The 13,741-nt window shown below is 70.9% G+C and carries 13 protein-coding genes and 2 riboswitches; of the genes, 8 read left to right on the top strand and 5 right to left on the bottom strand.

Annotated features, from left to right (window positions below; translation table 11 throughout):
- Positions 1-4 precede the first annotated feature (4 nt).
- Positions 5-184, bottom strand: coding sequence for a CbtB domain-containing protein (locus tag EDC22_RS02205; RefSeq protein WP_132804956.1), 180 nt, complete (start codon positions 182-184; stop codon positions 5-7).
- Between the two features lie 36 nt (positions 185-220).
- Positions 221-417, bottom strand: a riboswitch (cobalamin riboswitch).
- Positions 418-515: 98 nt separating this feature from the next.
- Between EDC22_RS02205 and cbiB the strand changes: the two genes are divergently transcribed.
- Positions 516-1,502 carry an adenosylcobinamide-phosphate synthase CbiB gene (gene cbiB / locus EDC22_RS02200; RefSeq protein WP_132804955.1) on the top strand — a complete coding sequence of 329 codons (987 nt, stop codon included), beginning with the start codon at positions 516-518 and terminating at the stop codon, positions 1,500-1,502.
- Here the strand turns inward: cbiB and EDC22_RS02195 are convergent.
- The 3 genes from EDC22_RS02195 to cobU form a co-directional block, all read right to left on the bottom strand.
- Positions 1,483-2,946 (bottom strand): cobyric acid synthase, encoded by a 1,464-nt coding sequence (locus tag EDC22_RS02195; RefSeq protein ID WP_132804954.1) that lies wholly within the window; start codon positions 2,944-2,946, stop codon positions 1,483-1,485. The two genes, cbiB and EDC22_RS02195, sit on opposite strands and share 20 nt — an antisense overlap.
- 199 nt (positions 2,947-3,145) lie before the next feature.
- Entirely contained in the window at positions 3,146-3,754 is a 609-nt protein-coding gene (gene cobO, locus EDC22_RS02190) for a cob(I)yrinic acid a,c-diamide adenosyltransferase (RefSeq protein ID WP_132804953.1), read from the bottom strand.
- Positions 3,751-4,263, bottom strand: coding sequence for a bifunctional adenosylcobinamide kinase/adenosylcobinamide-phosphate guanylyltransferase (gene cobU / locus EDC22_RS02185; RefSeq protein WP_132804952.1), 513 nt, complete (start codon positions 4,261-4,263; stop codon positions 3,751-3,753). The genes cobO and cobU overlap by 4 nt, the downstream gene beginning before the upstream one ends.
- Positions 4,264-4,324: 61 nt before the next feature.
- Positions 4,325-4,550: riboswitch (cobalamin riboswitch) on the top strand.
- A gap of 133 nt (positions 4,551-4,683) precedes the next feature.
- Here cobU and EDC22_RS02180 point away from each other — a divergent pair.
- The 7 genes from EDC22_RS02180 to cobJ are packed head-to-tail and all read left to right on the top strand — an operon-like array spanning position 4,684 to position 12,987.
- Positions 4,684-5,100: a DUF1636 family protein gene (locus EDC22_RS02180; RefSeq protein ID WP_132804951.1), complete on the top strand. Its 417-nt coding sequence runs from the start codon at positions 4,684-4,686 to the stop codon at positions 5,098-5,100.
- The gene (cobW, locus tag EDC22_RS02175; protein WP_132804950.1) at positions 5,097-6,146 is read left to right on the top strand and encodes a cobalamin biosynthesis protein CobW; all 1,050 of its coding nucleotides are present in this window, start codon (positions 5,097-5,099) and stop codon (positions 6,144-6,146) included. Before EDC22_RS02180 ends, cobW begins: the two co-directional genes overlap by 4 nt.
- 2 nt (positions 6,147-6,148) lie before the next feature.
- Complete coding sequence (gene cobN, locus EDC22_RS02170; protein WP_132804949.1) at positions 6,149-9,685, top strand: cobaltochelatase subunit CobN; 3,537 nt, start codon at positions 6,149-6,151, stop codon at positions 9,683-9,685.
- Positions 9,682-10,881, top strand: coding sequence for a hypothetical protein (locus EDC22_RS02165; RefSeq protein ID WP_132804948.1), 1,200 nt, complete (start codon positions 9,682-9,684; stop codon positions 10,879-10,881). The genes cobN and EDC22_RS02165 overlap by 4 nt, the downstream gene beginning before the upstream one ends.
- Positions 10,878-11,510, top strand: a complete 633-nt coding sequence (locus EDC22_RS02160) for a precorrin-8X methylmutase (RefSeq protein ID WP_132804947.1) — start codon at positions 10,878-10,880, stop codon at positions 11,508-11,510. Before EDC22_RS02165 ends, EDC22_RS02160 begins: the two co-directional genes overlap by 4 nt.
- On the top strand, positions 11,507-12,226 hold the full coding sequence (locus EDC22_RS02155; protein WP_132804946.1) for a precorrin-2 C(20)-methyltransferase: 720 nt from the start codon (positions 11,507-11,509) through the stop codon (positions 12,224-12,226). Before EDC22_RS02160 ends, EDC22_RS02155 begins: the two co-directional genes overlap by 4 nt.
- Positions 12,223-12,987: a precorrin-3B C(17)-methyltransferase gene (gene cobJ, locus EDC22_RS02150; RefSeq protein ID WP_132804945.1), complete on the top strand. Its 765-nt coding sequence runs from the start codon at positions 12,223-12,225 to the stop codon at positions 12,985-12,987. Before EDC22_RS02155 ends, cobJ begins: the two co-directional genes overlap by 4 nt.
- On the opposite strand, the gene EDC22_RS02145 is transcribed toward cobJ, so the two are convergent.
- Positions 12,951-13,733, bottom strand: a complete 783-nt coding sequence (locus EDC22_RS02145; RefSeq protein ID WP_132804944.1) for a cobalt-precorrin-6A reductase — start codon at positions 13,731-13,733, stop codon at positions 12,951-12,953. The genes cobJ and EDC22_RS02145 overlap by 37 nt on opposite strands.
- Between the last annotated feature and the right edge of the window lie 8 nt (positions 13,734-13,741).

The following is a 13,741-nucleotide window of genomic DNA, read 5'->3' as shown; positions in this document are numbered from 1 at the left end:
GCGATCAGTGGCAGGGGAAGGAGAGTGCGTGGCGCGCATCGTGCGCCGCGTCGTGCAGCGCCTGCGGATGCGCGAAGCCGGTCACGAAGACGACGGCCGCACCCATCAGGAATACCACAGAGGCCACCGTCAGCCGCGAAGAGACCGCTGCCGGTTGCGAAAGGGAAGTCGTTGTCTCAGTCATCTCGTCATCCGATCTGCCGCTCCACCGGCGGCCTTGGAGTTGCCCCATGGACCGGCAGGTCTCCTGGCTCGCGCCTGCCTACCGCCGCCCTCCCCCTTCCCGGCTTGCGCCAGTGGGTTCGCTGGAGGGGCGGCTCGGCGCCTACAGTTGCGGGGACAGCCGCGGCTTTCGGAACGAGATCCGGCACCGCGTTCCCTCTTCGCCCTTTCGGGACCGATCCGGAGGCGAGACTACCGGATGGTCCCGGACCCGTCGAGTGCGATTGCGACATGGCGGCGGCCGTCCGATCCGCCACTGCCTCGCCGGTGGGCGACGTGATATCGATCCGGCAATGACGCTGTCGACAAACCTCTACGTCCTGTTCGCCGCCCTCGCGATCGAGGCCGCCGCCGGCTATCCGCGGCCGCTCTACGCCGTGCTCCGTCATCCAGTGGTGTGGATCGGCACGCTGATCGATTGGCTCGAGGCGATGCTCAACCGGCCGGACATGACCGTCGAGACTCGCCGCTTCAACGGTGTCGTGACGCTGATCGCACTCCTCATCGCCGCTGTCGTGCCGGCGCTGCTGGTGCAGATGGTTCTGCTGGCACTGCTGCCGTCGCTGCTCGCGCTCATCCTGACTGCCGCGATCGCCTCGAGCCTGATCGCCCAGCGCAGCCTCTGGAACCATGTCGAGGCGGTGGCCGAAGGACTGGAGACCGGCGGCCTCGACGCCGGCCGCGCGGCCGTCGCGCACATCGTCGGCCGGGATCCGGCGGCACTCGACGAGTCCGGCGTCTGCCGCGCGGCGATCGAAAGCCTCGCCGAGAACTTCTCCGACGCGGTTGTCGCGCCGGCTTTGTGGTGCGCGCTGCTCGGCCTGCCGGGGATCGCCGCCTACAAGGCCGTCAACACCGCCGATTCGATGATCGGTCACCGCACCGAGCGCTACCGCGACTTCGGCCGCGCCGCTGCCCGCCTCGACGATCTGGTCAACCTGCCGGCTTCGCGGCTGGCGGCCGGCTGGATCGTCCTCGCCGCACTGATCCGCGAGGCGGATGCGGCCGCGGCGCTGCGGGCGGTCAAGCGGGATGCCCGCCGTCACCGCTCGCCGAATGCCGGTTGGCCGGAGGCGGCGATGGCCGGCGCGCTCGGCATCCGGATCGCCGGACCACGCGTCTATGGCGGCATCCGTGTCGAGGACAGCTGGATGGGCGACGGACGCGCCGACCTGACGGCCGCGGACATCCGCCGGGCGCTCGACCTCTACCGCACCGCCTGCATTGCACAGGGCATCTTCGTACTGGCGCTTGCAGCCCTCATCGGGCTAGCGACATGAGCCGGCCGATGTCGATATGCCTTTCCAGATGGGCGGCAAGTCCGTCGAGCGCGGCCTCCACGCCGGCCTCGTAGTCAGCGCCGGACGCTGTGCCGCCGAGCCGCGCAAGCCAGGCGGCGCGCTGCCGGTCATCGGCGAAGAAGCCGTGCACATAGGTGCCGGCGACCAAACCGTCCGCCGAGACTGCCCCATCCGTCCGTCCGTCGGCGAGGCGCACCAGCGGGCGCCCGGTGCCCGGCCCTGTCGTCACCCCCATGTGCATCTCGTAGCCGACAAGCGGCAGCCCGTCGGCGATTGTCACGCCGGCCACCTCCACCAGATGCTTGTCGCCGGCGAGCACCGTCTCGACATCGAGCAGCCCGAGCCCGTCCACCCGGCCTGCCGGCCCCTCGATGCCGGCGGGGTCGGCGATCGACCGGCCAAGCATCTGGTAGCCGCCGCACAGCCCGAGCACCCGCCCGCCGCGCCGCACATGCGCCGCAATGTCGATGTCCCAGCCTTCGGCGCGCAGCGCCGCCAGATCGGCGATCGTCGCCTTCGAGCCCGGCAGGATGACAAGGTCGCAGACCGGCAGCGCCCGTCCCGGTTCGATCATCGCGAGATCGACATCCGGTTCGGCGACAAGCGGGTCGAGATCGTCGAAATTGGCGATCCGCGGCAGCACCGGTACCGCGATCCGCAGGCGACCGCCCGCGCCTCGCGAGCCGGTCCGCTCGGCGAGGTCGTAGGCATCCTCGGCCGGCAGCCGGCGCGCCGCGTCGTAATGCGGGACGAGGCCGAGCGGCGCCCAGCCGGTCCTGCGCGCGATCTCGCGCATTCCCGCCTCGAACAGCCCCGGATCGCCACGCATCCGGTTGACGATGAAGCCCTCGATCATCGCCGCGTCCTCGGGCGCGACGACCGTCTTGGTGCCGACCAGGCTGGCGATGACGCCGCCGCGGTCGATGTCGCCGATCAGCACGACGGGCACGTCGGCGGCCCGAGCGAAGCCCATGTTGGCGATGTCGTTGGCCCTCAGATTGATCTCCGAGGCGCTGCCGGCCCCCTCCACCAGCACGATCTCGGCGGTCTCCTTGAGCCGGCCGAAACTCTCCAGCACCGCCGGCATCAGTCCGCGCTTGATCTCCTGCCATTCGCGCGCCTTCGCCGTGCCGATCACCTTGCCGTGCAGCACGATCTGCGCGCCGGTCTCGCTCTGCGGCTTGAGCAGCACCGGGTTCATGTCCACCGAGGCCCGCAACCCCGCCGCGCGGGCCTGCAACGCCTGCGCCCGGCCGATCTCGCCGCCCTCGGCGGTGACGGCAGCATTGTTCGACATGTTCTGCGGCTTGAACGGCGCGACTGCGATCCCCCGACGCCTGAGCACCCGGCACAGCCCCGCCACGATCAGCGACTTGCCGACATTCGAGCCGGTCCCCTGAAACATGATTGCGCGGGCTGTCATGGCGCAGCCGGCCGCGCCAGGGCTTCGGCGCGGCGTCCTCCAATCCCGCTCGCAGCCACAATCGGCCCCTCATCGCGGCAGCCGCACCAGCGGCTGTTCGCGATCGGGAGGATTGGATCGGCGATGTCGAAGCGCCCCGGTCCCGGCACGCGCTCGGCTCGACCGGAATGACGGCACGGCAGATGGCCAGACATCGCGCTCAGAACTCGATGCCCTCCTGCGCCTTAACGCCCGCGGCGAAATGATGCTTGACGAGCGTCATCTCGGTGACGAGATCGGCCGCCTCGATCAGCTCCGGTTTCGCGTTGCGGCCGGTGACGACGACGTGCAGGTCGGGACGGCGGGCGGCGAGCGCGCCGACCACCTCGTCGATCGGCAGGTAGTCGTAGCGCAACGCGATGTTGAGCTCGTCGAGGACAAGCAGCGCGACCGAGCGGTCGTCCATCAGCTCCAGCGCCTTCGTCCAGGCGCGGCGGGCGGCGGCGATGTCGCGGTCGCGGTCCTGCGTCTCCCAGGTGAAGCCCTCGCCCATCGAATGCCATTCGACGAGCGCGCCGAAGCTCTCGAGCGCGCCACGCTCGCCGGTCGACCAAGCGCCCTTGATGAACTGCACCACGCCGACCTTGCGCCCCCGCCCGACCATCCGGAGCGCCAGCCCGAAGGCAGCGGTGGACTTGCCCTTGCCGGCGCCGGTATGGACCATCAGCAGGCCCTTCTCGATCGTCTTGGACGCCACTTCGGCGTCCTGAACCGCCTTCCGCTTCTCCATCTTGGCGCGATGCCGCGCCGCCGCATCCGGTCCGCTCATCGCGCCACCTTCACAGGCATCGGCAGACCGGCCAGCATGAACACCACCGAGTGGGCCACCTCCGCAATGCGCTGGTTCATCCGGCCGTGCGCGTCGCGAAACTGCCGGGCGAGCGCATTGTCGGGCACGATGCCGAGCCCCAGTTCATTCGAGACGATGGCGACTGGCGCCGACGATTCGCTGAGCGCCCGGGCCAGGTCGTCGACGGCGGTGACGACGTCATAGTCGGCCAGCATCAGATTGGACAGCCACAGCGTCAGGCAGTCCACCAGGACGGGCGCACCCGCCGGCGCCGACCGCAGCGCCCCGACGATGTCGACGGGCGCCTCCAGCGTGTACCAGCCCTCGCCACGCCGGGCGCGATGCTCGGCAATCCGCTGGCGCATCTCGTCGTCGTGGATCTCGGCGGTCGCAATGAAGGTCCAGGGCGGCGGCAATGCGGTCACCAGGCTTTCCGCGTAGCGGCTCTTCCCCGACCTGGCTCCGCCCAGCACGAAAGTCACCGTCATTGTCACGCCCTCCGGGAATCCCCTGCCGGGCCCGTCCGCGATTGACTCGCCCCGGACGAACCAATAGTCAATCCGTGACGGTCCTTCGCCCCGGCGCAAGCGGGACGAAGGTGAAAAGGGAACGCGGTGCCGGGCCGGACATGTCGGACCAGGCCCCATGCCGCGGCTGCCCCCGCAACTGTAGGCGGTGAGCCACCCGTCGGATGCCACTGGGTCCGCGCCCGGGAAGGTGACGGAAGGCGATCTGAACCGCGAGCCAGGAGACCTGCCGTCGCAACGGACTGACCGCAAGCCGGGCGGGGTGCGCCGGCGCTGCGGAAACCGGCGATCCCGTCGGCGACCGTCCCGGCGATGTCGCACGCGGGCGGGACCACGCACCCCGACAGGCGCAATCCTGCGCCGTGACTTGGGGAACAAGCGGTGGCCGGCGACTCGCGCCCGACGCTCTATGTCTGCACAACCTGCCGGCGGGCGGGCGATCCGCCGTCGGCCGAAGATGTGCCGCGTGCCGGCCAGCTGCTGTTCGAGGCGACCGGTGCCGCGGCGCGGGCGCTCGGCGCCGATGCCCCGGCGATCGTCCCGGTCGTCTGCTTCGCCAACTGCGAGCGCGGCTGTTCGGCGGCGATCTCCCAGCCCGGCAAGTGGGCCTACATGGTTGGCGATCTCGGCCCGGAACACGCCGACGACCTGATCGACTACGCCATCGCCTATGCGCGATCGGAGACAGGAGCCGTCCTGCGCTCCGGCCGTCCCGAGTCGCTGCGGCATGCGATCATCGGGCGCTTTCCGCTGCATCTCGCCGCTCCGCAACCACCGCTGAAGGACGCCGCCGAATGACCGCAACCGCCCGTCCGGCCGCCGGCAAGATTCCCGCAACCGTCATCACCGGCTTTCTCGGCGCCGGCAAGACGACCCTGGTGCGACACGTGCTCCAGAACGCGAACGGCCGCCGCATCGCGATCATCGTCAACGAGTTCGGCTCGCTCGGCATCGACGGAGAGCTGCTGAGGAGCTGCGGGATCGCCGACTGCTCTGAGGAGGACATCGTCGAACTCGCGAATGGTTGCATCTGCTGCACGGTGGCCGACGAGTTCCTGCCCACGATGCAGGCACTGCTCGACCGGCCGCAGCCACCCGAGCATGTGCTGATCGAGACCTCGGGTCTCGCCCTGCCGAAGCCGCTCATCAAGGCATTCGACTGGCCAACCATCCGCTCGCGCATGACGGTCGACGGTGTCATAACCGTCGTCGATGGCCCGGCGGTCGCGGCCGGACGCTTCGCCGACGATCCCGAGAAGGTCGCTCGCCAGCGCGCCGAAGACCCATCGCTCGATCATGACAATCCGCTGGCCGAAGTCTTCGAGGACCAGCTGATGGCAGCTGACCTCGTGCTGCTCAACAAGGCCGACCTGCTGCACGAGGGTGAGCTCGACATGCTGCGCCGCGCCATCGCCGAATCCCTGCCGCGCGCCGTGAAGGTCGTGGCGACCCGTGAGGGCCGCATCGATCCGGCCGTACTGCTGGGGATCGGCGCGGCCGCCGAGGATGATCTCGACGCCCGCCCGTCGCATCACGATGGCGAGGATGGCCACGAGCACGACGACTTCGACACGTTCGTCGTCGAGATCGGCGAGATCGACCAGCCGGAGCGGCTGGTGGCCCGTCTGAAGACGGCCGCCGAGACCCACGATATCCTGCGCATCAAGGGTTTCGTCGCGGTCGCCGGCAAGCCGTTGCGGCTCGCGGTACAGGGTGTCGGCAACCGGTTCCATCACACCTTCGACCGGCCCTGGGCGCCCGGCGAGGCGCGCACCGGGCGCCTGGTGGTGATCGCAGAGACCGGCTTCGACAGGGCGGCCATCGAGGCGGCAATCCGGGGGTAGGCATGCACATCCTGGTCCGGGAGACACGATCGCTCGACGATGTCGAGACGGCGGTCGATCTCGGCCAGTCGCCTGCGCCGCTGGTGTTCCTGTCCTTCTCTGATTCCGATCTCGGCAGCGCCGCCACGGCCTGGCAGGCGGCCGGCGATCTGCCGCAGCTCAGACTGGCCAACATCGGCCGGCTGCGGCATCCGATGTCGGTCGATCTCTATGTCGAGCAGGTCGTCGCCGCCGCGCGCTGCGTGGCGGTGCGGCTGCTCGGCGGCCTCGATTACTGGCGCTATGGCTGCGAGGAGATCGCCCGGACCTGCCGGGACAGGGGCATCCCGGTGGTGTTCATGCCCGGCGACGGCCGCGAGGATGCACGGCTCCGGGACCTTTCGACCGTCGATCCGGCCATCCGCAGCCGCCTCGACACGCTGCTGGCGGAGGGTGGCCCGGCCAACATGCGCGCGGCCCTGCGGCTGCTCAGCCATCTTGCCGGTCTCGGTGACGACGATGGCGTCCGGGCACAACCGGTCGCCCTGCATGGGGAGTACGTACCCCGAACCCTGTCGCCGCGTGCCGGCAAGGACGCTACCCGCCCGCTTGCCGTGATCGTCTTCTACCGTGCCTGGCTGCTTGCCGGCGATCTGGCGCCGGTCGACGCGCTCGCGGCCGAGCTGGACCGGCGCGGGCTCGACGTGCGCGCGCTCCATGTCACGAGCCTGAAGGGTCCTGAAACGGCACGCTGGGTAGCCGACACGCTGCGCGACTTGCGGCCGGCGGTCGTCCTCAACGCCACCGGCTTCTCCGCCCGCCTCGACGACGGGCCCTCGCCGCTCGAAGCCGCCGGTGCGCCAGTCCTGCAGGTCGTGCTCGCCACCTCGTCACGCGAGGCCTGGGAGGCTTCGCCGCGCGGTCTCGGCCAGGCCGATCTCGCCATGCAGGTGGTGTTGCCGGAACTCGACGGCCGGCTGCTTGCCACCGCGGTCTCCTTCAAGGCCGACGAGATCGAAGTGCCCGGCCTGGAATACGCCCGTACGGTGCACCGTCCCGATCCGGCTGGCATCGCCCTTGCCGCCGCCCGCGCGGCGGGCTGGGCGCGGCTCGCCGCGACGCCGCGCCGCGACCGCCGGCTGGCGCTGATCCTCTCCGACTATCCCGGCGCGGCCGGTCAGGCGGCCCATGCCGTCGGCCTCGACGCCATCGAGAGCGCCGCCGAGATCGTGCGCCTGCTGGGCAAGGAGGGCTACGACACCGGCCCCGTTGCGCCGACCGGCCGCGAGATCGTCGCCGCCCTCTGCGATGCCGAGCCGGCACCGTTCCTGTCGCTCGACGCCTATCGCCGCCTGTTCGATACGCTGCCGGAGGCGACACGGACGCAGATTCTCGCAGCGTGGGGCGAACCTCGGGAGGACCCCGCCGTCGTTCCTGCTCCCGTCCGTGAGGCGTCATCCTGGCCGGAGCGTGAGTCGAGAACCGGGATCGGGGATGTGCTGACCGGTGCAGCCACCCAGATCCCGGATCAGCCTGCGGCTGCCCGAGATGAGGCGGCAGTGGCGGGCAAGCTGGGAGCCGGCCGGGTGTTCGCCCACCGCGTCGTCCGGTGCGGCAACATCATCCTCGCCATCCAGCCCGATCGCGGCAACGCCCTCGACCGCAAGGCCGACTACCACGACCCCGACCTGCCGCCGCGCCATGTGTTTGTCGCCTTCTATCTCTGGCTGCGCGAGGTCGCCGGTATCGACGCGATGATCCATCTCGGCACCCATGGCACGCTCGAATGGCTGCCGGGCAAGGCGGTGGCGTTGTCGAAATCCTGCGCGACGGCGGCGCTGATCGGCGGGCTGCCGGTCATTTATCCCTTCATCGTCAACAATCCCGGCGAAGCCGCCGCCGCCAAGCGCCGCCTCGGCGCGGTGACCATCGGCCATCTCACGCCACCGCTGAAGGCTGCCGGCAGCCATGGCGCAGCCGCCGAGCTGGAGCGGCTGATCGACGAATACGCCGCCGCCGACGGCCTCGACCGCCGCCGCACGCAGATCCTCCGGCGAACGATCCTCGACCGCGCCGAGGATGCCGGGCTTCTTGCCGAAAGTGGCGCCTCGGCAGCGACGAGTGATGACGACCGCCTCGCCCGGCTCGATGCCTATCTGTGCGACGTGAAGGATCTGCAGATCCGCGACGGACTGCACGTGTTCGGCCGTGCGCCGGACAGACACTGCCGCGCCGCCCTGCATCAGGCGCTGACGGCCGCGTCGCCCGGCATTGCGCACGCTGAGCTGGCAGGCCGTCTCGACGCATCCGCCGATGCGGAGCGCGCGGCGTTGCTGGCCGCGCTCGATGGCCGCTTCGTCGCACCCGGTCCGGCCGGTGCGCCGACGCGCGGCCGCGCCGATGTGTTGCCCACCGGACGCAACCTATACACCGTCGATCCGCGCGCGGTGCCGACCCGCTCGGCGATGATGCTGGCGGAGAAGGCGGCGGAAGATCTGGTGCGTCGCCACATGCAGGATCACGGCGACTGGCCGCGCAGCCTGGTCATCGACCTGTGGGGCTCGGCCACGATGCGCACCGGCGGCGAGGATCTGGCACTGGCGCTGGTGCTGATGGGCGCCCGGCCGATCTGGGACGAAGGCTCGAACCGCGTTTCCGGTTTCGAGATCCTGCCGCTCGCCCTGCTCGACCGGCCCCGCGTCGATGTGACGCTGCGCATCTCCGGCCTGTTCCGCGATGCCTTCGAGACGCAGATCGCCCTGTTCGACGCGGTGGTGCGGGCGATCGCGGAACGGTCCGACGAGGCGGAGTGGAACCCGCTCGCCGCCTCGGCGCGCGGAACGTCCGGCGCGGCCTTCAGGAGGGCCACGACGCGCATCTTCGGCGCCGCGCCCGGTGGCTACGGCGCCGGCGTCACCCATCTCGTCGAGGCCGGCGCCTGGGACAGCCGCGACGATCTCGGCCGCGCCTATCTCGCCGCCTCTGCCCATGCCTACGGCCAGGGCCTCGACGGTACCCGTGACGACGAGGGCTTCGCCGAGCGCGTCCGCGTTGCCGATGCCTTCGTGCATCAGCAGGATCACGCCGAGATCGACCTGCTCGACACGGTCGATTTCGCCGCCCACGAGGGGGGCTTCGCGGCGGCCGCCGGCAGCCTCGGCAATGCCCCGGCACTGTATCATGCCGATACCTCGAGGCCCGAGGCGCCGAGAACGCGAACCGTTGCCGAGGAGGTGCGGCGTGTCGTGCGGGGAAGAGCGGCCAATCCGGCCTGGATCGCCGGCATGATGCGCCACGGCTATCGCGGCGCCGCCGAGATCGCGCGCGGTCTCGAGGGACTCTACGGCTTCGCCGCCACCCTGCCCGAGCGGCTCGACCGGCAGTTCGATCTGCTCTTCGACGCCACGCTCGGCGATGAGACCGTCGATCGCTTCCTCAGCGATGCCAATCCGGCCGCACGGTCGGCGATGGCCGATCGCTTCGACGAGGCGATCCGCCGCGGCCTGTGGCGTCCCCGCCGCAACACGGTGGCCGCAATCCTCGACCGGAGGGCATCGTGACCGCGCAACGCTACGGCTGGTGCCCGAGCATCGCGACGCCGATGGCCGCCCGCGACGGGCTGCTGGTGCGCGTCAAGCCGCCAGCCGCGACCCTTCCCGCCGATGCCGCGAGAGCGCTGGCCGATGCCGCGGCAGACTGCGGCAACGGACTGATCGACCTGACCAGTCGGTCGAACCTGCAGTTTCGCGGGCTGCGCACCGCATCCGTGGCGGACTTCGCAGCGATGACCCGCGCCCACGGCCTTGCTGCCGCGGACGACGCCGTCGAGACCGTCCGCAATGTGACGTGCGATCCGCTCGGCCCCGACGATCCGGGCGCTGCCGTCGATTCCCACGCCATCGCGCGCGGGATCGAGGCGCTTCTCGCAGAAGATCCGCGCCTGCGGGCGCTGCCGCCGAAGTTCGGCTTCCTCGTCGATTGCGGTGTCGCGCTGCCGATACCGGACGCAACGACCGACATCATGCTCCGCGCGCTCGGCGACGAACTTGACCTGACGCTCGACGGCGGCTCGGTCCGGCTCACGGCCGCAGCCGCGGATGCCCCCGCGCTTGCCCGCCGTCTGGCCCGTGCCTTCCTCGCCCTCGCCGGCCCTGCGGAGGTGGCGCCCTTCAGGATGCGCGACCTGGTGGCCGCGGTCGGCGAGGATGCGGTCCTCGCCGCCGCCGGAGTCGCCGAAGATTTCCGGCTCAAGTCCGGGCCTGGCGAGAATGAGGCGGCAAGCGGCGGCACAGGTGGCGACGCGATAACGACCTCGACCGCGGCCTCGTCTGCAAGGGCTGCAGCCTCCTCGACGTCGCATCCGGACGGGTTCCGGGCATCTGGCTCCGTCGTCGCGGCGGCATCTCCCAAGCCCATGTACGCCGCGCCGGAGACGAACAGCCCCGTCGGCTACCTGCGCTGCGGCGAGACCGGCGTCTTCGTCGTCGGTGTGCCGCGTGGGCGGCTCGAGGCGGCCGCCCTGCGCGTGCTCGCCGACCTTGCCGACCGCTTCGGCGATGCGACGCTGCGCACGACCCCCTGGCGTGCGCTGGCGCTGCCTGGCATTTCCGTGCGCGATGCCGGCGCCGTGGCGGAGACGGCGATCCGCCTCGGGTTGATCGTCGATGGCGCCGATCCGCGCCGCGCTCTGCCCGGATATCCCTTCGAGAAGGGCCCCTGGCCCGTCTCATCGCGTTCGGAGACTGCCAGCCGATGACCGGCCGCTACGACTACATCCGCGACGGGGCGGAGATATACCGGCGTTCCTTCGCCACAATCCGGGCGGAGGCGGACCTCGACCACCTCGCGCCGGACGAGGCCCGGATCGCGGTGCGGATCATCCATGCCTGCGGCATGGTCGAGATCGGCCGCGATCTGGTGTTCTCGCCGGACTTCGCGACGAAGGCCCGCGCCGCCCTGCTCGCCGGCAAGCCCATCCTGTGCGACTCGAAGATGGTCGCCAACGGCATCACGCTCGCCCGCCTGCCCGCTGGCAACGAGGTGGTCTGCACGCTGTCCGATCCGGCCGTCCCCGGCATCGCCGCACGGATCGGCAACACCCGCACCGCCGCGGCCATGCATCTGTGGGGCGACCGGATGGCGGGGGCGGTTGTCGCCATCGGCAACGCCCCGACCGCGCTGTTCCATCTGCTCGAGATGATCGACGCCGGCGCGCCGTTGCCCGCCGCCGTGATCGGCCTGCCGGTCGGTTTCGTCGGCGCGGCCGAGTCCAAGCAGGCGCTCGCCGGGGACGGCCGCCTGCCATTCCTCACCCTGCACGGGCGGCGCGGCGGCAGCGCCATGGCGGTCGCCGCCGTCAACGCGCTTGCCAGCGAGGCCGAATGACCGGAACCCTCTATGGCGTCGGCGTCGGTCCCGGCGATCCGGAGCTGCTGACCTTGAAGGCGGCCCGCATCCTGCGCATGGCCGGCGCGATCGCCTATTTCGCCAAGCGCGGCCAGGCCGGCAATGCCCGCACCATCGTCGATGGCCTCCTCGGGAATGCGGAACAGCTGCGGCTCGAATACCCGTTCACGGTCGAGGTGAAGGTCTCCGATCCGGACTATCATCCGCGCATGGCGGCCTTCTACGACGAGGCTGCGGGGCAAGTCGCCGCCCGTCTCGATGCCGGCGCAGATGTCGCCGTGCTGTGCGAGGGCGATCCGCTGTTCTACGGCTCCTACATGTATCTGCACGACCGGTTGGCGGGGCGTTACCGGACCGAGGTGGTGCCCGGGATCACGGCGATGTCCGGCTGCTGGAGCCGCCTGGGTCGGCCGATGACCCGCGGCGACGACGTGCTGGCGGTCGTCCCGGGGACGTTGGAGGCTGCCCGTCTCGCCGAACGGCTGGCCCTCGCCGACGCCGCCGTGGTGATGAAGGCCGGTCGCCACCTGCCGAAGATCCGCGCCGCGCTCGCCGCCGCCGGGCGGCTCGACGAAGCCGTCTTCGTCGAACGCGGCACGATGGCCGAGGAACGCATCCTGCCGCTCGCCGAAGCCGGCGATTCCGGCGCCTATTTTTCGCTCGTCCTGGTGCCGACGCGACGGAGGACGGTGTGACCGGCCGGCTTGCCATCGTCGGGCTCGGGCCGGGTGCGGGCGAGATGCTGACTCCGCAGGCCAACGCCGAACTCGCGCGGGCGAGCGACGTCCTCGGTTATACCACCTATCTCGCCCGCGTTCCGCTGCGTCCCCGCCAGCAGCGCCATGCCTCGGACAACCGCGAGGAGATCGCCCGCGCCCGCCATGCCCTCGAACTTGCAGCAGCCGGCCGCGAGGTGGCGATTGTCTCCTCGGGCGATCCGGGTGTCTTCGCCATGGCTGCCGCCGTATTCGAGGCGATCGAGACCGGCGATCCGGTCTGGCGCGATGTCGATGTGATCGTTGTTCCGGGCATCTCCGCGATGCTTGCCGCCGCTGCCCGGCTCGGCGCGCCGCTCGGCCACGATTTCTGCGTGATCTCGCTATCCGACAACCTCAAACCCTGGGAGACGGTCGTCCGCCGGCTCGAGGCGGCGCTTGCCGCCGACTTCGTGATCGCCCTCTACAATCCGGTCTCGAAGGCGCGCCCGTGGCAGCTCGGTGCAGCCCTCGACCTCGCCCGCGCGCACCGCCCGCCGGCCACGCCGGTGATCTTCGCCACTGCCGTCAGTCGACCCGACGAGACGATCGAGATCGCCGATCTGCGGGCCGCCGATCCCGCACGCGCCGACATGCGCACACTGGTGCTGATCGGCTCGTCGGCGACCCGGCTCGTTGCACGCCCGTCCGGGCAACCCTGGGTCTATACGCCGCGCAGCGCCCCGCAGGACTCGCCATGACGTCGTTCGAGCCAGGCATACGCCTCGTCTGCGCCGATGACGGTCTCGACCGGAGGTTCCGGCGGCCGCGCGACGATCACCACCGGGATGCCGAGCGCCCGCGCGGCGCCGAGCTTGGCACGGGTCGCCGCGCCCCCGGAGTTCTTCGTGACCAGCACCTCGATGCCGTGTGCCGTCATCAGCGCGCGCTCGCCGGCCTCGTCGAACGGCCCGCGCGCGGTGATCACCTCGGCATCGGGGGGCAGGAGCTCCGCGGCGGGAGGATCGACACTGCGCACCACATAGCGGTGCTGCGGAGCGGTCAGGAACGCGGCCAGATCCTGCCGCCCGACCGTCAGCAGCACCCGCTTCGGGGCGATGCCGAGGGCGGCGGCCGCCGCCGTCATGTCGGCGACCTCGCACCATCGGTCGCCGGCCTGCGGCTGCCAGGCCGGGCGCCGGACGGCCAGGAGCGGCACGCCGGCGATGCGGGCGGCCTCGGCCGCGTTGGCGCTTATCCGGTCCGCGAACGGATGGGTCGCATCGACCAGCGCCCCGAAGCCTGCCTGACGCAGGTGATCGGCCAAGCCCCCGGCGCCGCCGAAACCGCCGCGGCGCACCGGGACGGGCTGGGCGGCCGGCGCCTTCGTCACGCCGGCGAGCGACAGCACTGTCTCGAAGCGGACATCTCCGGCGAGACGGCGCGCCAGCGCGCTCGCCTCGCTGGTACCGCCCAGAATGAGGACCTTCAGCCGATGCATCGTCATGCGGGAGC

The organism is Tepidamorphus gemmatus, from assembly GCF_004346195.1.
In the GTDB taxonomy this organism is placed as follows: domain Bacteria; phylum Pseudomonadota; class Alphaproteobacteria; order Rhizobiales; family Tepidamorphaceae; genus Tepidamorphus; species Tepidamorphus gemmatus.
Note: the sequence above shows the minus strand (reverse complement) of the source record. Positions and strands in the feature narration are given on the sequence as shown.